Here is a 17,935-nt window from a genome sequence, read left to right on the forward strand (position 1 = left end):
TCCTTCCCAATGTCTGAACAGAAATCACTGAGCCCGCTGTCCTCCCTGATCTTCGCTTCACGCTGGTTGCAGCTGCCGCTGTACCTGGGCCTGATCCTGGCGCAATGCGTCTACGTATTCCTGTTCGGCAAGGAACTGTGGCACCTGATCCATTCGGCCACGCAGCTGACCGAGCAGCTGATCATGCTGGCCGTACTGGGCCTGATCGACGTGGTGATGATCTCCAACCTGCTGGTAATGGTGATCGTCGGCGGCTATGAAACCTTCGTCTCGCGCCTGCGTCTGCACAACCACCCGGACCAGCCGGAGTGGCTGAGCCACGTCAATGCTTCGGTGCTGAAGGTAAAACTGGCGATGGCGATCATCGGCATCTCCTCGATCCACCTGCTCAAGACCTTCATCGAGATCGGCACGCTGGGCTCGGAAGGCAGCAAGTACACCGAGGCCGGTGTGCTGTGGCAGACCATCATCCATTGCGTGTTCATCCTGTCGGCCATCGGCATCGCTTGGACCGACAAGCTGATGTCCAACGGCCACGCCAAACCGGCGGCCAACGCGCACTGAGCAACACCAATGACGGGCGCCACATCATGTGACGCCCGTCACTCTTTCATTTCAGCGTCACCATTGGCTGCCGCTTACCGCGCCGGCGATGCTAGATTCGCGCTTCACTGCTGATGGGTACGGCATCGGGAAATGCCATCACCTCATGCCGCCAAGGCAAACGCAGTCCACGTTCGTCGATTCAAGGGGATGTTTGATGTCGTACGTCATGAGTAAAGGCACGCTGCGCCTGTTGATGCCCGCTGTTCTGCTGAGCACGCTGGTCGCCTGTTCCGGCAAGGATGAGTCCGCCGCCCCGGCTGCTGCACCGGCCACGCCTGCAGCCGCAGCACCCGCCGCACCGGTGGTTGCCGACAAGGTGCAGGCCATGGACACCCAGCAGCTGCGCGACATGGCCAGCGCCGCCCTGCGCGAGAACCGCATGTATGCGCCGGCCGGCGACAACGCCATGGAGTACTACCTCGCCCTGCGCGACAAGCTGCCCGACGACGCCTCGATCAAGAGCGCGCTGACCGACCTGCAGCCCTACACCCTGATCGCCGCTGAGCAGGCCTTGAGCCGTGAGGACTTCACCGAAACCCAGCGCCTGATCGCGTTGGTTGAGAAAGTGGACCCCACCGCACCGGCGCTGCCGCGCCTGAAGCAGGGCGTCACCGGCAGCATGCAGGTTGCCGAACGCCGCACCGTGGAAGAAGCCGATAAGGCCAAGAAGGACGCTGAAACCCGCGCCAAGCAGCAGGTGGAACAGCAGCGCTTGGCCCAGCAGCAGGCGGTTGAAGCGACTGCCGCGCAGCAGCTGGCGGCAAAGCAGGAAGCCGCGCGCAAGGACAGTGAGCGTCAGGAAGCTGAGCGTCAGGCTGCCGCCCGCCGCGAAGCAGAGCAGCGCAGTGCTGCGCAGGCTGCCGCCCAGCAGGCCGCCGCACCCAAGCCGGCTGCAGCACCGGCGCTACGTGCAGTCAGCACCCCGGCCCCGCGCTACCCGGCCGATGCGTTGCGTTCGGGCACCTCCGGTGAAGTGCTGGTGGAGCTGAGCATCGGCACCGACGGCTCGGTCACCGACGCTCGCGTGCTGCGCGCCACCCCGGCACGCGTGTTCGACCGCGAAGCCTTGAATGCGGTGAAGCGCTGGAAGTTCGAGCCGATCAGCAGCCCGACCACCACCCGTCGTACCTTGGCGTTTGCGCCGAACAAGTAAGCGGTTTTTGCTTGCGAAAAGGCCCGGATCGCTCCGGGCCTTTTTGGTTTTGGTAGTGCCGAGCCATGCTCGGCAGAGGCCTTACCGGTAAAGCCCCTGCCGAGCATGGCTTGGCACTACAGGTGGAGCAAAAGCAAAGGCCCGGAGTGATCCGGGCCTTTGTATATCTGAAACATTGCTGCTTCGTTCCGTATGCCGAGCATGGCTCGGCACTACAGAAGATCAACCAGAGATCGCCAGACGCTCCTGGCGGTAACGCCATACTGCGACCGCCCACAGCAGCACCGCCAACAGCACCGAGGCGGCCAGATACACCGCCCACTGCGTGGCCGATGGCATCTCGCCGCGGGTCACCTTCACCAGCATCTGGTTCTGCGACAGGAACGGCACTGCGTACTGCCACAGCTGGGTGTCCTTCAGCGGATAAGCCATCAAGGCATAGCCCGGCAGCATCGGCAGCAACATCAACCAGACCATGTGGCTCTGTGCTTCCTTCATGCTCTTGGAGCTGGCCGACAGGCAGGTCAGCAGGGCGGTGCCGATCAGCACCAGCGGCAGCAGGATCACCAGCAGCTTGCCCATCGCCGCGAAGCTCACGTCCAGCGAACGCGCCGCGCCACCACCAATGCTGGCACTGATCTTGAACGAGATCAGGATCAGCAGCATCGACGCCAGACCCAACAACACCGCCGCCAGCATCTTGCCGCTGACCAGTGCGCCGCGTGCTGCCGGCGTGGCCAGCAAGGGCTCCAACGATTGCCGCTCACGCTCACCGGCGGTGGTATCCATCGCCAGATGCGAGCCGCCGATGAAGGCGAACAACATCAGCACCAAAGGCAACACCACCGACAGGAAGATGCCGCGCTTGGCTTCGGCCGTTGCCAGATCGCGGGTGCCGACATTGACCGGCGCGGCCACCATCGGATTGACGCCGCGCGCCAGCAAGCGCAATGCACCTACCGATTGCCCGTAGGCAGTCAACACATTGCGTACGCGGGCGATCTGCACGTCTCCGGTACGGCGCGTGGTATCAGCGACGATCTCCACCTTGGCCGGCTTGCCGGCCTGCCAGTCGGCGGCGAAGTTCTCGTCGATCACCAAGGCCAGGTCTTCGCGCTGGCTGCGGATCAGTGCTTCGTAGTCAGCCGGCGCCTCGGTGGCATTGATGCCGCGGCTGGCCAGGAAGGCAACCAGGTTCGGGGCGCGGGCGATGCCCACCACCGGGATGCTCAAGTCTTTTTCCAACTGCGTCTCGGCGCGCAGGTTGGTGAGCTTGTTCATGCCCAGGAACAGCAACGGGTACAGCAGCGGCGCGGTCAGCAAGGTAAGCAGGAAGGTGCGGCGGTCGCGGGCGAAGTCGCGCAGTTCCTTGCGCATCACCGTGAAAATGGCGCGGAAATATCCAGTCTGGCTCATGCGTGCAGGCCCTCCTCGCTGCCGATCAGTTTCACGAACGCGTCTTCCAGGTTGCTCTCATGGGCCTGCTCGCGCAGCTCATCCGGCGTGCCCTGGGCCACTACCCTGCCCTGCGCGACGATCACGATGCGGTCACACAGCGCGGCGACCTCCTGCATGATGTGGCTGGAGAAGATCACGCAGCGGCCTTCCTCGCGCAGTTCCTTGAGGAAGCCACGCAGGCCACGGGTGGTCATCACGTCCAAGCCATTGGTCGGCTCGTCGAGGATGACGTTGCGCGGGTCGTGGATCAGCGCACGGGCGATCGCGGTCTTGGTGCGTTGGCCCTGGCTGAAACCCTCGGTGGCACGATCGAGGAAATCCTCCATCTGCAGCGCCTTGGCCAGGCGCGCGGTGCGCTCGACGATGGCGGCCGAACTCATGCCATGCAGTTCACCGAAGTAATCGATGTTCTCGCGGGCGGTCAGGCGCTTGTACACGCCGCGCGCATCCGGCAGCACGCCGAGGCTGCGGCGCACCGCGTTGGGGTCGACCGCGGCATCGATGCCATCGACCAGCACGCGGCCGCTTTCCGGCGTCATCAGCGTGTACAGCATGCGCAGCGTGGTGGTCTTGCCGGCACCATTGGGGCCGAGCAGACCGGTGATCTGGCCATCATGGGCGGTGAAGCCCACGTCATCCACGGCAATCACCGGCGTCTTGTCCTTGCCCCTGCCGGGGAAGGTCTTGCGGAGTCGTTCTGCAACGATCATGGAAGCTAATCCTCAGTGATGCGGTGATGTCACGGTTCCCAGCCATTGAAACTGGTGAACGGCGGCACGTAGTTGAGTTTTTCCAGGCAGGCACCGTCGAGCGCCTTCGGGTCGGTCTTTTCGATGAACTGCGCGAACAGCTTGGGCATGCAGCCCGCGCCGATCACGTTGTGACCCTGGCCGCGCAGCACGAACAGGCGCGCGTTATCCAGATGCTTGACCACTTCTTCGCCATAGCGCGGCGGCGTCACCGGATCGAACTCGCCTTCCAGCACCAGCGTCGGCACCTTGCCGGCCAGCGGCTTGTGGAAGTCGGCTGGTGCCGTGCCCTTGGGCCAGCTGGCACACATCGCGCCCATGGCTTCGGCCATCTGGTTGCCGAGCACGGTGTTCTCGTCGGCGCTGTTGGCGACCATGCTTTCCTTGTCTTCGCTGCATACCACCGACAGCTGCATGCCCATCGCCATGGCGTCCTTCATCTCGCCCTGCAGCATCTGCGTCAGCGCCATCAGGTTGTCGTAACGGCCGCCATTGGCTTCATGGATGAGCTTGGGCAGCAGCGCACCGGCAGCCGGCATGTAGGCATACATGCGCACCAGCCCGGCCACGGTTTCGGCACGCAGCTCGCCTTGCTGCTGTTCGCCGGTGCTGGCGTCGCGGTACTGCACCGTCACCGGTTGCGCGCGCAGCTTGGCCAGCAGCGTGTCCAGCTCGGCACGTGGATCACCGAGCTTGTCCTTGCACGAGGCGGTCTTGGTGCACTGGGCAAACTGCAGCGCCAGTGCGTCGTCAAGGTTGCGCGCGAAGATATTGCCCAGCTGCAGGCTGTTCGGCACCACCGAGTCGAGCACGATGCTGCGGGTGGCCTGCGGATGACGCATGGCGTATTGCTGGGCCACACGGGTGCCGTAGCTGACACCGACCAGATTGATCTGCGTCGCGCCGATAGCCTGGCGCACCGCATCCAGATCCGCCACCGCCTCGGTGGTGGTGTAGAAGCGCAGGTCGGCCTTCTTTGCCAGCTCGGTTGCGCAGCCCTGTGCGGCGGCCTGCATCGACGCGGTTGTGAAATCGGCATCGTCCGGCGTATCGCAGGCCAGCAGGTTGGATTTGCCGGTACCGCGCTGGTCGACCAGGATCACGTTACGGTGCTTGCGCACCTCGGCAAATGCAGCATCCACCTGCGGATAGGTAGCGACCGCGGCCTGGCCCGGACCACCGGCGAGGAAGAACACCGGATCGGGCTGCAGGTCGCTTTCCTTCTCCGGGGCAACCCAGGCGATGTTCAGTGTGATCTTGCGGCCTTGCGGGTTTGCCCGGTCTTCGGGCACTTCCAGCGTGGTGCACTGTGCTTCCAGGCTGTCGCGGCTGCCGCTGGAGCTCAGGCTGCAGGGTTGGAAGTTCAAGCTGCCCAGCGTCTGCGGCTTGCCGGCCACGGCCGTTACAGCTGTGGCTCCGGCCGCAGCAGGCACTGACGCTGGCGTATCGGTTGACCGCACCAGGCGGTAACCGACGATGCCGGCGATCACAGCCAAGGCGAGGATGGTTTGGGTCTTACGGGACATCATCGGAACAGCCCCTCACGGTTGAAGAAGAAACGGATCTACCTGCATCCAGACGCGGGCGCGGCAGCTATGTGACATCAGGAAAGAAAATTTCTTCGATCCGGCTTTCAAAAAGCCGGGCGATACGAAAGGCCAACGGCAGGCTGGGATCGTACTTGCCGGTCTCCAGCGCGTTGACCGTCTGCCGGGAAACCTCCAGCTGCTCGGCCAGCTCGCCCTGCGACCAGCCCTTGGCTTCGCGCAACTCGCGTAATCGGTTATCCATCGCCCGGGCTCAGTGGTAACGCCGTGCGACCACGGCCTTGGCCAGCCCATATGACAGGCAGACCAAGGGAAACACCCAGATCATCGCCACGTTGGACGGCACATCGATGACCTTGGCCGACTGCAGAAAGCCCCCTGTCAGGTATACCAGCGAAATGAATGCCGTGGCGAAGCTCACTGCCTCCAGTTCGATGCGTTGCTGCAGCTCATCGGCATCGCGGATGTAGCGGATCATCGCACGCAGCACCAGCATCATCGGCGGCACCGGCAGCAGTGCGATCAGGGCGCGCAGTAGGCCGTCTTCGACCCGCTTCAGCAGCAGGATCGACAGCACCAGCAGCACCACATAGCCGGCCATGGCCAGCATCACCTCACGGGTATAGCGCTTGCGCAGTTTGGCCGGTGCGGCATCGCAGGCGGCAGGCATCAATCGGCGCAGCAGCGCCGCCAGTGCCAGGCCAAGGGCGATACCAAACAAGATGCCAGAGAACCGCGGCTGCGCACCCATCGGCTGCCATAGCAGCACGGCCGAAGCCGCGAGGGTGAATGCAGCGGCGGCAATCAGCATGCCGATCGTCCAATGATTGCGACTCATTGCCCCACCCCTTCCAATAGTGGCTGCAGCTGCAGGTCGCACGGTACGGCAACGAACCGGTTGGCGACGAAGGCCGTCGCCGCATGACGGGCAAGACACTTGCAATGACGCATGGCCCAACTCCTGTAAAGCACGCTTGACACATCCTGCCGTCAGCCCGGCCAACCTGTCAAGTAGCCTTTACAGATGAAAACACCCTTTGCGCTGTCCCGTACTGCCCGGGTCAAGGTGGAAAAGCTGCATCCACAACGAAGAAAGGCGCGAACGAAAGCGTCGCGCCTTTATGCGGATCGAAACCAAACCGAGACCAGTCCGGCGGACTCTCCAGCGGGCGACTGCACTGCAGTCGCCAACCTTCACTTGCTGCTGACGTACTTCTCGCGGCGGATCTGCGGCATCGGCAGACCGGCTTCCTTCAGTGCTTCCACGCAGGTATCCACCATGTCCGGGTTGCCGCACAGGTAGGCGATATCGCGGGCCGGGTCCGGTGCGATCTCGGCCAACTGCTGCTGCACATAGCCCTTGCGGACATCGGCATGCGGGTTTTCCGGCAGCTCACGCGACAGGCAGGGCAGGTAGCGGAAGCCCGGATTGGCGGCGGCGAAGGCGTAGAAATCGTCGCTGTACAGCAGCTCTTCCGGTGTACGCGCGCCCTGCAGCAGCACCACTTCCACGCCGCGCTCGATCATTGCAGTGCGTAATTGCGGCAGCATCGAGCGGTACGGGGTGACGCCGGTGCCGGTGGCGATCAGCAGGTAGCGGCCATTGTGGTCGCCCGGCTGCAGGCAGAAGCGACCGAACGGGCCGCTGCCGCTGATATGGTCGCCGGCCTTCAGGCCCTCGAACAGCGCGGTGGCAGCGCCGCCGGGCACGAAGCTGACCGCGATATCCACCGCCTCGCCCGGGCCCATCGCGTGGTCATGGATGGTGGCCAAGGAGTAGCTGCGCTTGGTTGCGGTGCCGTCGGCGTAGTCGAAATGGACCTGAATGAACTGGCCGGGCAGGAAATCCAGCGGCTGGCCGTCGTCACGGACGAACTGGTAGTGACCGACGCTGGGGGCCAGCATGCGGCTGCCGACCAGCTTGAGGGGGAATTGGATTGGCACAGGAGGGGAACAGTGTGTAACCGGGTATGGACCACGGGGCCTTCTATAATAGCCGCCTGCACTTATCCGACGCCTGTACCCGGCGCGAAGGCCACAGATTGGACTCCCGTACCCCATCCGGCGCAGCCGCCCTGCGCATCACCGACCTGCGCAAGACCTATGACAACGGCGTCCAGGCCCTGAAAGGCGTGTCGCTGGAAGTCGCCCCGGGCGACTTCTTCGCCCTGCTTGGCCCCAACGGCGCCGGCAAGTCGACCCTGATCGGCATCGTGTCTTCACTGGTGAACCTGAGCGAAGGCCAGGTACAGGTGTTCGGCAGCGACCTGGTGGCCAACCGCAGCGCGACCATGCGCCTGATCGGGCTGGTGCCGCAGGAAATCAACTTCAACCTGTTCGAGAAGCCCTTCGACATCCTGGTCAACTACGCCGGCTTCTACGGGATTCCGCGTGCCGAGGCTGAAGTACGCGCCGAGGAAGAACTCAAGCGCGCGCACCTGTGGGGCAAGGCGCAGATGATGAGCCGCACCCTGTCCGGTGGCATGAAGCGTCGGTTGATGATCGCCCGCGCGATGATGACCCGGCCGCGCCTGCTGATCCTCGATGAGCCCACCGCAGGCGTGGACATCGAGATCCGCCGCGACATGTGGAAGACGCTGCAGGAAATCAACGCCGCCGGCACCACCATCATCCTCACCACGCATTACCTGGAAGAGGCCGAGCAGCTGTGCCGCAACCTGGCCATCATCAACCATGGCCAGATCGTCGAGCAGGGCCCGATGCGCGGCCTGCTGGCCAAGCTCGATGTGGAAGGCTTCCTGTTCGATATCGACGGTGAGCTGCCCGCGCAGCTGCCGCAGATCGAAGGCGCCACCCTGGTCGCCACCGACGCGCATACGCTGGACCTGGACATGCCGCGTGCGATGGATTTGAACCGAGTCTTCGACGCCTTGAATGCCGCCGGCATCCGCGTGCGCTCGATGCGTACCAAGAGCAACCGCCTGGAGGAGCTGTTCGTGCGCCTCACCGGCAACCTGGAGAGCACCGCAGCATGAGTACCCCCGTTCCCGTGACCGACAGCAGCCGCAACTGGGTGGCGCTGGGCACCATCGTTCGCCGCGAGGTCAACCGCATCCTGCGTATCTGGGGCCAGACCCTGGTGCCGCCGGCGATCACCATGACCCTGTACTTCCTGATTTTCGGCGGCCTGATCGGCTCCAAGATCGGGCAGATGGGCGGCTACAGCTACATGCAGTTCATCGTGCCGGGCCTGGTGATGATGAGCGTGATCCAGAACAGCTACGGCAACATCAGCTCCTCGTTCTTCGGTGCCAAGTTCGGCCGCCATGTCGAGGAACTGCTGGTCAGCCCGATGCCGAACTGGGTGATCCTGTGGGGCTATGTTGCCGGCGCGGTGCTGCGTGGTTTGATGGTGGGCGTGATCGTGCTGATCATCGCCATGTTCTTCACCCCGGTGCGCATCCCGCATCCGCTGGTGACCCTGACCACGGTGCTGCTGGGCGCGACGATCTTCTCGCTGGCCGGCTTCATCAACGCCGTCTACGCCAAGAAGTTCGATGACGTGGCGATCGTGCCGACCTTCATCCTGACCCCGCTGACCTACCTGGGCGGCGTGTTCTATTCGGTGACCTTGTTGCCGGGTTGGGCGCAGGCGATGACGCACGCCAATCCAATCTTCTACATGGTCAATGCATTCCGTTACGGCCTGCTCGGCAGCAGCGACGTGCCGTTGTGGGTGTCGTATGCGTTGATGCTGGGCTTTGTTGGAGTGCTCACTGCATTGGCGCTATGGCTGTTGAAGCGCGGCGTAGGCCTGCGTAGCTGAGAGAAGGCGCCGAAAGGCGCCTTTTTTGATTTTGTAGGAGTGGCGTCAGCCGCGAAGCTCGTACAGCATCAAACCAAGATGACTCTGCAATCTGGATATTGCGAACCATGGTTTCTGCAATTGGAAGCAGTGTCAGCTTCGCGGCTGACGCCGCTCCTACAACACCCCCGAACACCTATGATGGCTTCACTCCCCTCTGTTGATGGATATCCAACCCGATGCGCATCCTGATTCTCGGTGCCGGTGGTACCGGTGGTTACTTTGGTGGTCGGCTGGCGCAGGCCGGCGTTGATGTCACCTTCCTGGTGCGAGCCAACCGCGCTGCACAGCTGGACCGCGATGGCCTGGTGATCCGCAGCCCGCTCGGTGATGCGGCATTCCCCGTGACCCACGTCACTGCCGATGCCCTGCCGCAACTGGCCAAGGATCAGCCCTTCGATCTGGTTATTCTCAGCTGCAAGGCCTATGACCTGGACAGCTCGATCGATGCCATCGCTTCAGCAGTTGGCGCTAACACCACGGTGCTGCCGATCCTCAACGGCCTGCGCCATTACGCCGCATTGGACGCGCGTTTCGGGCACGAGCGCGTATTGGGCGGCCTGTGCTTCATCAGCGCAACCAAGGCCGAGGACGGCGCGGTGCTACATCTGGACAAGCCGGCCAAGCTGACCTTCGGCGAGCGCGATGGCGCTACCGACAGCGCACGCGTCGAAGCACTGGCCAAGGCCTGCGAACAAGCCGGCATCGATCACGTCGCCTCGGCCGATATCGCCCAGGAACAGTGGATCAAGTACACCTTCCTGACCGCGCTGGCCGCCGGCACCTGCCTGATGCGTGCTGACGTCGGCACCATCGTTGCCAGCGATCACGGCAGCGCCTTCATGCAGGCTTTGTACACCGAGTGTCTTGCAGTCGCCGCGCAGGCCGGGCAGCCGATTCCCGCCAAAGCACAGGAAATCGCACTGGGCGCGATCACCAAAACCGGCTCGCCGATCAAGGCATCGATGCTGCGTGACCTGGAAGCCAGGCAGCGCGTGGAAGCCGCACACATCGTCGGCGACATGCTGGGCCGTGCACTTGCCGCCGGGCAATCAGCGCCGCTGCTGCAGGCAGCGTACTGCCACCTGCAGGCCTACGAGGCGCAGCGCGCCGCTTGAGGTTTCAGCCTTGCGCCTGCCGTCAGACTGGCGGCAGGCGGAAGAAGGCGCGGGTCGCGGCGGTAGCGTTGGCAGCGGTGACCGCCACGTCTTCGCCACGATCACGGGCCAGTTCTTCGACGATGTGCGACAGGAACGCCGGCTCGTTGCGGCGGTCCTTTGGCAGCGGCCGCATCGTGCGCGGCAGCAGGTACGGCGCATCGGTCTCGATCATCAGGCGCTCGGCCGGGATGTGCTTGACCAGCTCACGCAGGTGCGCGCCGCGGCGCTCGTCGCACAGCCAGCCAGTGATGCCGATATACCAATCGCGGTCCAGGTAGTCGAACAGCTCTCGGCGCTCAGCGGTGAAACAATGCACCACGGCCGGGCCGAGCTTGCCGTCGAAGTTCTTCATCATCGCGATGAAGTCGTCGTGCGCATCGCGCTGGTGCAGGAACAAGGGCTTGCCGTTCTCGCTGGCGATCTGCAGCTGGCGTTCGAAGGCCTTGCGCTGGGCCGGACGCGGCGAGAAATCGCGATTGAAATCCAGACCACACTCACCCACTGCCACCACTTCCGGATGCGTGTGCAACGCGCGCATCTCCGCGTCGCATTCGTCGGTGTACTCACTAGCGTGATGCGGATGCACGCCAGCAGTGGCGTAGAGGAAACCGGGATGTAGCTGCGCAAGCGTCAAGGCCATCGGCGAATGCTCACGGCTGGCACCGGTGATCACCATCTGCACCACGCCCGCAGCGCGGGCGCGCTCCAGCACCGCGTCCAGGTCGCGATCAAAGGATTCGTGGGTGAGGTTGGCGCCGATGTCGATCAGTTGCATGAGAGGTGCTATTGCTGGGGAACGCTCATTCTACAGGGCTGCCCTTATACACCCGCCGAAACGGGTGCTAGAGTCCGCGGTTGTGGCCCTGCGAAAGAATCGTGATGCGCCTTTCATCCCTGCTGCTGTTCAGCCTGTTCATCCCACTGGCACACGCCTCCGATGAGGTAGTTGCGCATTACGGCCAACAGCCGATCCTACGCTCGCAACTGGGCGAAGATGCGGCCAGCGCGGGGGACAAGCTGCGTGAACTCACGATACTGCCGGCCATCACCGCATATCTGCGGGAGCACCGCAGCGAGTGGATGCCCGATGAGGCAACCTTGGTTCGCGCTGAGGCCGCATTCCAGCGCTCGCGTGCATGTATTCCCTATCCCACACCGGAGTATGACAAGCCAGAGATCCTGCGCTTCGTTGTATCCGCATTGATTGCCGGGACATTGGCCGAGGGATATATCTACCGTAATTTCGGCGGCGAGCGATTGCTGTTCCAGCAAACTGGGGTGGAGACATTCGACGCGAAATTCCGCCTGGCACAGCAACTGGAATCCAAGGGAGTGTTCCGGATAAGTGATCCGAAGCTACGCGCCGCTGCATATGACTATTGGACCCGTGATCAGAGCAGCGCCCTGCTGACCAAAGCAGACCCGGACTCTTTCAATCCGGAAGGGGTGTTCAGGACCTGCTCGAACGACGCCACGTCCTAGCGCGCTGACCCGGATAAAAGCAGGGTACTTGGGAAATTGCTCAGGCCTCGCACTTGGCTAGAACGTCCAGGTGCGGTGCGGTTACCCCAGCGCCGGAACTTCAGAGTGTTCAAGCGGCGTTTGATGCGTGTGGCTTCTACAATGCGCCGATGGCAACTGCATTCCCCATCACTCCGCTGCTCCCCGACATCCTCCAACACCTGGCCACGCACACGCGGCTGGTACTGGAAGCGCCGCCCGGCGCCGGTAAAACCACCCAAGTGCCGTTGGCGCTGCTGGATGCGCCGTGGCTGCAGGGAGGCAAGATCATCATGCTGGAACCGCGCCGGGTAGCCGCGCGCAGTGCCGCCACCTTCATGGCCAAGCAGTTGGGCGAGCCGGTCGGCGAAACCGTCGGTTACCGCATCCGCTTCGAGAACAAGGTGTCCGCGCGTACCCGCATCGAGGTGGTCACCGAAGGCATCCTGACCCGCATGCTGCAGGATGATCCGCTGCTGGAAGGCGTGAGCGCACTACTGTTCGATGAATTCCACGAGCGCCATCTGTCCGCCGATCTCGGCCTGGCGTTGGCGCTGGACGTGCAATCGCAGCTGCGCGACGACCTGCGCATCGTGGTGATGTCGGCGACGCTGGATGGCGAGCGGCTGGCGCAGTTCCTTGATGCGCCACGCCTGTCCAGCGAAGGCCGCAGCTATCCTGTGGAGATAAGCCACTTCCCGGCACGGCGTGACGAGGCCTTGGAAGCGCAGACCCGGCGCGCGGTGGAACAAGCCGTGGCCGAGCATCCGGGCGATGTGCTGGTGTTCCTGCCGGGGCAGCGGGAGATTGCGCGAGTGCAGGCTGCTCTGCTCCCTCCCTTTGCCACAGGCAAGGGGAGGGCTGGGGAGGGGTCGCTTCGCGCGTCAGACCAAGATCAACAGCAACCCCCTCCCAACCTCCCCCTTCGCTCCGCGAAAGGGGAGGAGCAGAGCTTTGACGTGCTCCCCCTCCACGGCGAGCTTCCAATCGAGCAACAAACCCAAGTACTGCAGCCCGATCCCGACGGCCGTCGTCGCGTGGTGCTGGCCACCAACGTCGCCGAATCCTCGGTCACCCTGCCCGGCGTACGCGTGGTGATCGATGCCGGGCTGGCGCGCGAACCGCGCTACGACCCTAACAGCGGCTTCTCGCGTTTGGATGCGGTGACCATCTCGCAAGCCTCGGCCGATCAGCGCGCTGGTCGTGCCGGCCGCGTTGCTTCCGGTTGGGCGTGGCGGCTGTGGCCGCAATCACAGCGACTGGAATCACAGCGGCGTCCGGAAATGGCGCAGGTGGAACTGGCCGGGTTGGCATTGGAACTGGCAGCCTGGGGCAGTGACGAGCTGCGCTTCGTCGATCCACCGCCGAGCGGCGCACTCTCGGCCGCGCGTGAGCTGCTACAGCGGCTGGGCGCCTTGAGTGCGGACAACACCATCACCGCATTGGGCAAACGCATGCTGGCGATGGGCACGCATCCGCGCATGGCGGCGATGCTGCTGTCCGCGGGCAATCCGCGCGAGCAGGCGTTGGCCGCCGATGTTGCCGCACTGCTGGAAGCGCGCGATCCACTGCGTCAAGGCGGCGATGCCTTGGCCGCACGTTGGCGCGCATTGGCGGCGTTCCGCAATGGCCGTGCGCCTTACGACGCCAATCGCGGCGGACTGGCTGCGATTGATGCTGCGGCCAAGCAATGGCGCCGCCGCCTGCGCTGCGATACGGCGCCGCCGACGGATATCGAAGCGCATGAACTCGGCGACCTGCTCGCCCATGCCTTTCCCGATCGCATTGCCACCCAGCATCCGAATGATCCACAGCGCTATCAGCTGGCCAATGGCCGCAGCGCACGCCAGTTCGACAACAGCGACCTGCGCGGCGAGCCGTGGCTGGTGATCAGCGAGCTGCGCCACGATCCACGCGATGCCTTGATCCTGCGCGCGGCACCGGTAGACGAGCAGCGCCTGCGCCGCGACTTCCCCGGCCGCTTCAAGACCCAGGATGTCGTGCGCTGGAACAGCGCCAAGCGCGCACTGGAAGCGCGTCGTGAAAGCAGCTTCGAGCGCATCGTGCTGGACAGCCGCCCTGCCGGCCAGGTAGACCCGGCACGTGCCGCACGCGCACTTACCGATGCGGTACGCGAGCTGGGGCTGGATGCATTGCCGTGGACTGAGAACCTGCAGCAGCTGCGCTGGCGGGTGATGGGCCTGCGACGCTGGATGCCGGAGCTCGAACTGCCCGACTTATCCGATGCGGTGCTGTTGGAGACGTTGGACGATTGGCTGTTGCCAGCCTTCAACGGCAAGACGCGCCTGGAAGCCTTGTCCGAGGAAGAGCTCGGCGAAGCGCTGAAGTCCGGCATCGACTGGAGCAAGCGGCAGCTGGTGGATCGTCATGCGCCGACGCGTATCAGCGTGCCTTCGGGGATGGAACGACGCATCGAGTACGCGCTGGACGATGACGGCGTCAGCCCGCGCCCGCCGGTGCTGGCGGTGAAATTGCAGGAGCTGTTTGGCCTGGCTGATACGCCGCGTATTGCCGATGGGCGTGTGCCGCTGTTGTTGCATCTGCTGTCGCCGGGTGGAAAGCCCTTGCAGGTGACCGGAGACCTGCGCAATTTCTGGCAGAACACCTATGCCGAGGTGAAGAAAGAAATGAAGGGGCGCTATCCACGGCATCCGTGGCCGGATGATCCTTGGAGTGCTACTGCGACGCATCGGGCGAAGCCGCGGGGGACTTGATTGGGTATTCGGGACAGAGGCAGGAGCAAGAGCAAGAGCACCCCTCCCCAACCCTCCCCTGCGCTATGCGCAAGGGAGGGGGCGGTTCCTCGCAATCTGCCAGTGCGCAGTGCGGCAGCTTCAACCCCCTCCCTTGCGCATAGCGCAGGGGAGGGTTGGGGAGGGGTAGCTTTTGAGGTTCGCAATGCTCGTTACTCCCGCTTCAGCCTTCCACAACAACGCCCAGCGCATCCCGGCTAACATCCCCTACACGGCCCTCTGGTAAGAATGGGGGTCTGGCCCTCATCTACATGGAGTCCCCACATGAGCAAGTTCAGCGATATCACCGGCCCAGCACTGGAGCGTGCACTGGAACTGGTCAACAGCGCCGGTGGCAACATCAAGCACGGTGGTTCCAGCGCAGCCGAATGGCTCAAGACCGGCGCCGCCATTGGTGCGATGAAGACCGGCGGCCGTGCCGTCACCCGCGTCGCCAAGCGCAATCCCACTGCTACCGTCGCGGTTGCGGCTGTTGGCCTGGGCCTGATCGGCTATGCGCTGTACCGCAAGAACAAGCGCGACAACGAGGCTATCGAAGCCAAGTCGCGGCAGATCGCGCAGCGTCGCCGTCATGCGGCCAGCGTGACTGATGAAACCAGCGATATTGGTAGCGACGCCTGAGTTTTTTGGGGTGGTGCTTGAATCAAAGGCACCCCTCCCCAACCCTCCCCTGCGCGCAGCGCAAGGGAGGGGGCTGGTTCTTGCAGCGCCTTGGTATTTGCTAGAAGCCTAGCTCGGCGAGCACGGCTGCGGTGGACTGACCGATGCCATCCAACTGCGGATTGATGCGTCCTGGCTCGTTGGCGAACTTGATCGGTATGCCCAAGTGGGTTCCGCCCTGTGCATCGGTCCAGACCATTTCGCGCGCACGCGTGTGCGGATCATTGAAGGCTTCGGTCAGCGTCTTGACCGGTGCCCAGCACACGTCGATGTCGTGCAGGAACAGCGTCCATTCCACCAAGGTGCGGCGGGCAAAGGTTTCGGCCAGGAACTCCTTGACCGGGTCCTGCCCGCTGCCCGGTGGCAGATGGCAGAGATGGATCAGGTCGGCGCGGCCGAGCGCGCTCAACAGGTTCTCGGCGAACTTGTGCTCGGCACCGCCGAGTGCGATCCAGCGGTCGTCGGAGCAGCGGTAGAGCTTGTACAACGCATTCCCACCCCAGCTGCGCTCTTCCTTGACCACCGGGTCACGGCCGAGTGCGAACGGCGGACCCAGCACATTTGGCAACCACGCCATCAACGCGTCCTGCATCGAAAGATCGATGTAGTCGCCCTCGCCCGTGCGCTCGCGGCGGAACAAGGCCATCAGAATGCCGTTGAGCGCCATCAGTGAGCCGGCCATATCGGCCACCGGCATATGCGGCATCGCCGGTGTGCCATCCGGCGCGCGATTCAGGCTGACCACGCCGGTATCGGCCTGCATTGCCAGATCGTGGGCGGGTCGATTGACCTTGGGACCGGTCTGGCCAAAGGCACTGATCGAGCAATACACCAGCTTCGGGTTGATCGCCTTGCAGCTGGCGTAGTCGATGCCAAGGCGCTTGGCGACGCCGGGCCGGAATGCCTCCACCACCACATCGGCCCACTCCACTAGCTTGGCGAAGGCGGCTTTTCCATCCGTGCTTTTCAAATCCAGCACGATGCAGCGCTTGCCGCGATGGGTGTTACGGAACCAGGTGGAAACACCGGCCTGCTTGAGCCCGACCTCGCGCACCGGCTCGCCGCTGGGCGGTTCGATCTTGATCACGTCAGCGCCATGATCGGCCATCATCATGGTCAGGTGCGGACCGGGCAGGAACAGCGAAAGATCGAGTACGCGTACACCTTCGAGTTTCATCATCGATTCCCTTGCGTCACGCGCCGAGCAGGCGCGTGCGGTCTGCATCGTTGTAACCCAGCTCACGCAGCAATGCATCCGCATCGGCATTGAGTGGCGGGCAGGCATTTCCGCTCAACCGCTGACCATCGAGTTTGATCGGGTTACGCAGCAGGCGCTGCGTGCCCCGTGCATGCTCGACGTCCTGCAACATATCGACATCGCGCACATAGGGATTGTCCAGCGCCTGGGCGATATCCAGCACTGGCGCGATCGGAATACGGCCGGCGAACTTCTGTGTCCAGTAAACGGTGGGCTGAGTGGTGAGGACTGCGTCGACCAGCACGGTCAGCTCGTCACGCACCTTGCGACGCTCGCCGAAATTGGCGAAGCGCGGCTCGGCGGCCCAGACCGGATTGCCGATGCCTTCGACGAAGGTCTGCCAGAACTTCTCCAGCATGCACATCACCATCACCCAGCCATCGGCAGTGCGGTAGACCTGGCACGGCACGGTGGACGGGTGCGCACTGCGCGACAGGCGCTCGGTGCGATGGCCTTCGTTGAGATACCAGGTGGCTGGATAACTGAGCTGGTGCAGGGCCACATCAAACAGGCTGACATCCACATCGCGGCCAAGGCCGGTGCGCATGGCACCAATGATCGCAGCGAGCAGGCCCATCGACATGGTGGTGCCGGTCATGAAGTCGACCATCGACAGGCCGAAGCGGGCCGGCGGCGCGTCGGGCTCACCGGTGAGCGCCATGAAACCGGCTTCGGCCTGCATCAGGTAGTCGTAGCCCGGCCATGCCGCGCGCTCGTTGTCGCGGCCATAGGCAGACAGATGGGCGCAGACGATCTTGGGATTGAGCTTGCTGAGCGTGGCGTAGTCCAGGCCGAGCTTGCCCGGCTGGTCGCCACGCAGATTGTTGAGCACGGCATCGGCGCTGGCGACCAGCTTCTCGAAGACTTCGCGGCCTTCGGCTGCCTTGAGGTCCAGGCGCAGCGAGCGCTTGTTGAGGTTGAAGGTCTGGAAGAACAGGCTGTCGCCTTCGCCCAGGAAGTACGGGCCTGTGGCGCGCGAAACATCGCCACCCGGCGGGGACTCGATCTTGATGACTTCGGCGCCAAGGTCGGCCAGGTGCATCGAGCCATAGGGGCCAGCACCGTACTGTTCGACGGCAAGGATGCGCAGTCCCTGCAGGGGAAGGTCTTTCATGTGTGGCCTCGTTTGTAAAAAGCACCGCGGTGGTTGAGGACCGCGGTGAAGGGATGCTATGGGTTTGGCTTTGGGTTTGGCTTTGGCTTTGGCTATGGCTTTTGCTTTGGGTTTGCCTCTTGCTGTGGCT

The 17,935-nt window shown here is 63.7% G+C and carries 17 protein-coding genes; 8 read left to right on the top strand and 9 right to left on the bottom strand.

Features of this window, described 5'->3' with window-relative positions:
- Positions 1 to 9: 9 nt before the first annotated feature.
- Together ACVOK8_RS08970 and ACVOK8_RS08975 are read left to right on the top strand one after the other, a co-directional pair.
- Entirely contained in the window at positions 10 to 564 is a 555-nt protein-coding gene (locus ACVOK8_RS08970; RefSeq protein ID WP_481566501.1) for a TIGR00645 family protein, read from the top strand.
- Positions 565 to 760: 196 nt separating this feature from the next.
- On the top strand, positions 761 to 1,759 hold the full coding sequence (locus tag ACVOK8_RS08975; protein ID WP_481566502.1) for an energy transducer TonB: 999 nt from the start codon (positions 761 to 763) through the stop codon (positions 1,757 to 1,759).
- Between the two features lie 222 nt (positions 1,760 to 1,981).
- Here the strand turns inward: ACVOK8_RS08975 and ACVOK8_RS08980 are convergent, their stop codons facing one another.
- The 6 genes from ACVOK8_RS08980 to ACVOK8_RS09005 form a co-directional block, all read right to left on the bottom strand.
- Positions 1,982 to 3,175, bottom strand: coding sequence for an ABC transporter permease (locus tag ACVOK8_RS08980; protein ID WP_481566503.1), 1,194 nt, complete (start codon positions 3,173 to 3,175; stop codon positions 1,982 to 1,984).
- On the bottom strand, positions 3,172 to 3,927 hold the full coding sequence (locus ACVOK8_RS08985; protein ID WP_282271996.1) for an ABC transporter ATP-binding protein: 756 nt from the start codon (positions 3,925 to 3,927) through the stop codon (positions 3,172 to 3,174). Before ACVOK8_RS08985 ends, ACVOK8_RS08980 begins: the two co-directional genes overlap by 4 nt.
- A 29-nt stretch (positions 3,928 to 3,956) precedes the next feature.
- Positions 3,957 to 5,492 (bottom strand): alpha/beta hydrolase, encoded by a 1,536-nt coding sequence (locus ACVOK8_RS08990; protein ID WP_481566504.1) that lies wholly within the window; start codon positions 5,490 to 5,492, stop codon positions 3,957 to 3,959.
- Positions 5,493 to 5,559: 67 nt separating this feature from the next.
- Complete coding sequence (locus ACVOK8_RS08995; protein ID WP_481515999.1) at positions 5,560 to 5,757, bottom strand: helix-turn-helix transcriptional regulator; 198 nt, start codon at positions 5,755 to 5,757, stop codon at positions 5,560 to 5,562.
- 9 nt (positions 5,758 to 5,766) lie between these two features.
- Positions 5,767 to 6,351 carry a hypothetical protein gene (locus tag ACVOK8_RS09000; protein ID WP_481566505.1) on the bottom strand — a complete coding sequence of 195 codons (585 nt, stop codon included), beginning with the start codon at positions 6,349 to 6,351 and terminating at the stop codon, positions 5,767 to 5,769.
- A gap of 356 nt (positions 6,352 to 6,707) precedes the next feature.
- Positions 6,708 to 7,418: a ferredoxin--NADP reductase gene (locus ACVOK8_RS09005; RefSeq protein ID WP_481566506.1), complete on the bottom strand. Its 711-nt coding sequence runs from the start codon at positions 7,416 to 7,418 to the stop codon at positions 6,708 to 6,710.
- Between the two features lie 137 nt (positions 7,419 to 7,555).
- Here ACVOK8_RS09005 and ACVOK8_RS09010 point away from each other — a divergent pair, with 137 nt between their 5' ends.
- The 3 genes from ACVOK8_RS09010 (at position 7,556) to panE (ending at position 10,457) form a co-directional block, all read left to right on the top strand.
- Positions 7,556 to 8,509: an ABC transporter ATP-binding protein gene (locus ACVOK8_RS09010; RefSeq protein ID WP_481544197.1), complete on the top strand. Its 954-nt coding sequence runs from the start codon at positions 7,556 to 7,558 to the stop codon at positions 8,507 to 8,509.
- Entirely contained in the window at positions 8,506 to 9,300 is a 795-nt protein-coding gene (locus ACVOK8_RS09015) for an ABC transporter permease (protein WP_481566507.1), read from the top strand. Before ACVOK8_RS09010 ends, ACVOK8_RS09015 begins: the two co-directional genes overlap by 4 nt.
- 218 nt (positions 9,301 to 9,518) lie before the next feature.
- Complete coding sequence (gene panE / locus ACVOK8_RS09020; RefSeq protein ID WP_481566508.1) at positions 9,519 to 10,457, top strand: 2-dehydropantoate 2-reductase; 939 nt, start codon at positions 9,519 to 9,521, stop codon at positions 10,455 to 10,457.
- Between the two features lie 22 nt (positions 10,458 to 10,479).
- On the opposite strand, the gene ACVOK8_RS09025 is transcribed toward panE, so the two are convergent.
- Positions 10,480 to 11,274, bottom strand: coding sequence for a TatD family hydrolase (locus ACVOK8_RS09025; protein ID WP_481566509.1), 795 nt, complete (start codon positions 11,272 to 11,274; stop codon positions 10,480 to 10,482).
- Positions 11,275 to 11,375: 101 nt separating this feature from the next.
- Here ACVOK8_RS09025 and ACVOK8_RS09030 point away from each other — a divergent pair, with 101 nt between their 5' ends.
- The 3 genes from ACVOK8_RS09030 to ACVOK8_RS09040 all read left to right on the top strand — a co-directional run bounded on the left by ACVOK8_RS09030 (position 11,376) and on the right by ACVOK8_RS09040 (position 15,394).
- Entirely contained in the window at positions 11,376 to 11,981 is a 606-nt protein-coding gene (locus ACVOK8_RS09030; RefSeq protein WP_481566510.1) for a hypothetical protein, read from the top strand.
- A 149-nt stretch (positions 11,982 to 12,130) separates the two neighbouring features.
- The gene (gene hrpB, locus ACVOK8_RS09035) at positions 12,131 to 14,734 is read left to right on the top strand and encodes an ATP-dependent helicase HrpB (RefSeq protein ID WP_481566511.1); all 2,604 of its coding nucleotides are present in this window, start codon (positions 12,131 to 12,133) and stop codon (positions 14,732 to 14,734) included.
- A gap of 303 nt (positions 14,735 to 15,037) precedes the next feature.
- Complete coding sequence (locus ACVOK8_RS09040; RefSeq protein ID WP_282268299.1) at positions 15,038 to 15,394, top strand: hypothetical protein; 357 nt, start codon at positions 15,038 to 15,040, stop codon at positions 15,392 to 15,394.
- Between the two features lie 100 nt (positions 15,395 to 15,494).
- On the opposite strand, the gene ACVOK8_RS09045 is transcribed toward ACVOK8_RS09040, so the two are convergent.
- Entirely contained in the window at positions 15,495 to 16,610 is a 1,116-nt protein-coding gene (locus tag ACVOK8_RS09045; RefSeq protein ID WP_481566512.1) for a CaiB/BaiF CoA transferase family protein, read from the bottom strand.
- Positions 16,611 to 16,626: 16 nt separating this feature from the next.
- The gene (locus ACVOK8_RS09050) at positions 16,627 to 17,805 is read right to left on the bottom strand and encodes a CaiB/BaiF CoA transferase family protein (protein ID WP_481566513.1); all 1,179 of its coding nucleotides are present in this window, start codon (positions 17,803 to 17,805) and stop codon (positions 16,627 to 16,629) included.
- Positions 17,806 to 17,935 lie beyond the last annotated feature (130 nt).

Source organism: Stenotrophomonas sp. STEN083 (assembly GCF_056759195.1).

Excerpts from the sequence above, each read along its gene's own strand:
- ACVOK8_RS08970 (WP_481566501.1), top strand. The coding sequence starts at position 10 with ATGTCTGAACAGAAATCACTGAGCCCGCTGTCCTCCCTGATCTTCGCT.
- ACVOK8_RS08975 (WP_481566502.1), top strand. The coding sequence starts at position 761 with ATGTCGTACGTCATGAGTAAAGGCACGCTGCGCCTGTTGATGCCCGCT.
- ACVOK8_RS08980 (WP_481566503.1), bottom strand. The coding sequence starts at position 3,175 with ATGAGCCAGACTGGATATTTCCGCGCCATTTTCACGGTGATGCGCAAG.
- ACVOK8_RS08985 (WP_282271996.1), bottom strand. The coding sequence starts at position 3,927 with ATGATCGTTGCAGAACGACTCCGCAAGACCTTCCCCGGCAGGGGCAAG.
- ACVOK8_RS08990 (WP_481566504.1), bottom strand. The coding sequence starts at position 5,492 with ATGTCCCGTAAGACCCAAACCATCCTCGCCTTGGCTGTGATCGCCGGC.
- ACVOK8_RS08995 (WP_481515999.1), bottom strand. The coding sequence starts at position 5,757 with ATGGATAACCGATTACGCGAGTTGCGCGAAGCCAAGGGCTGGTCGCAG.
- ACVOK8_RS09000 (WP_481566505.1), bottom strand. The coding sequence starts at position 6,351 with ATGAGTCGCAATCATTGGACGATCGGCATGCTGATTGCCGCCGCTGCA.
- ACVOK8_RS09005 (WP_481566506.1), bottom strand. The coding sequence starts at position 7,418 with ATGCTGGCCCCCAGCGTCGGTCACTACCAGTTCGTCCGTGACGACGGC.
- ACVOK8_RS09015 (WP_481566507.1), top strand. The coding sequence starts at position 8,506 with ATGAGTACCCCCGTTCCCGTGACCGACAGCAGCCGCAACTGGGTGGCG.
- panE (WP_481566508.1), top strand. The coding sequence starts at position 9,519 with ATGCGCATCCTGATTCTCGGTGCCGGTGGTACCGGTGGTTACTTTGGT.
- ACVOK8_RS09025 (WP_481566509.1), bottom strand. The coding sequence starts at position 11,274 with ATGCAACTGATCGACATCGGCGCCAACCTCACCCACGAATCCTTTGAT.
- hrpB (WP_481566511.1), top strand. The coding sequence starts at position 12,131 with ATGGCAACTGCATTCCCCATCACTCCGCTGCTCCCCGACATCCTCCAA.
- ACVOK8_RS09040 (WP_282268299.1), top strand. The coding sequence starts at position 15,038 with ATGAGCAAGTTCAGCGATATCACCGGCCCAGCACTGGAGCGTGCACTG.
- ACVOK8_RS09045 (WP_481566512.1), bottom strand. The coding sequence starts at position 16,610 with ATGAAACTCGAAGGTGTACGCGTACTCGATCTTTCGCTGTTCCTGCCC.
- ACVOK8_RS09050 (WP_481566513.1), bottom strand. The coding sequence starts at position 17,805 with ATGAAAGACCTTCCCCTGCAGGGACTGCGCATCCTTGCCGTCGAACAG.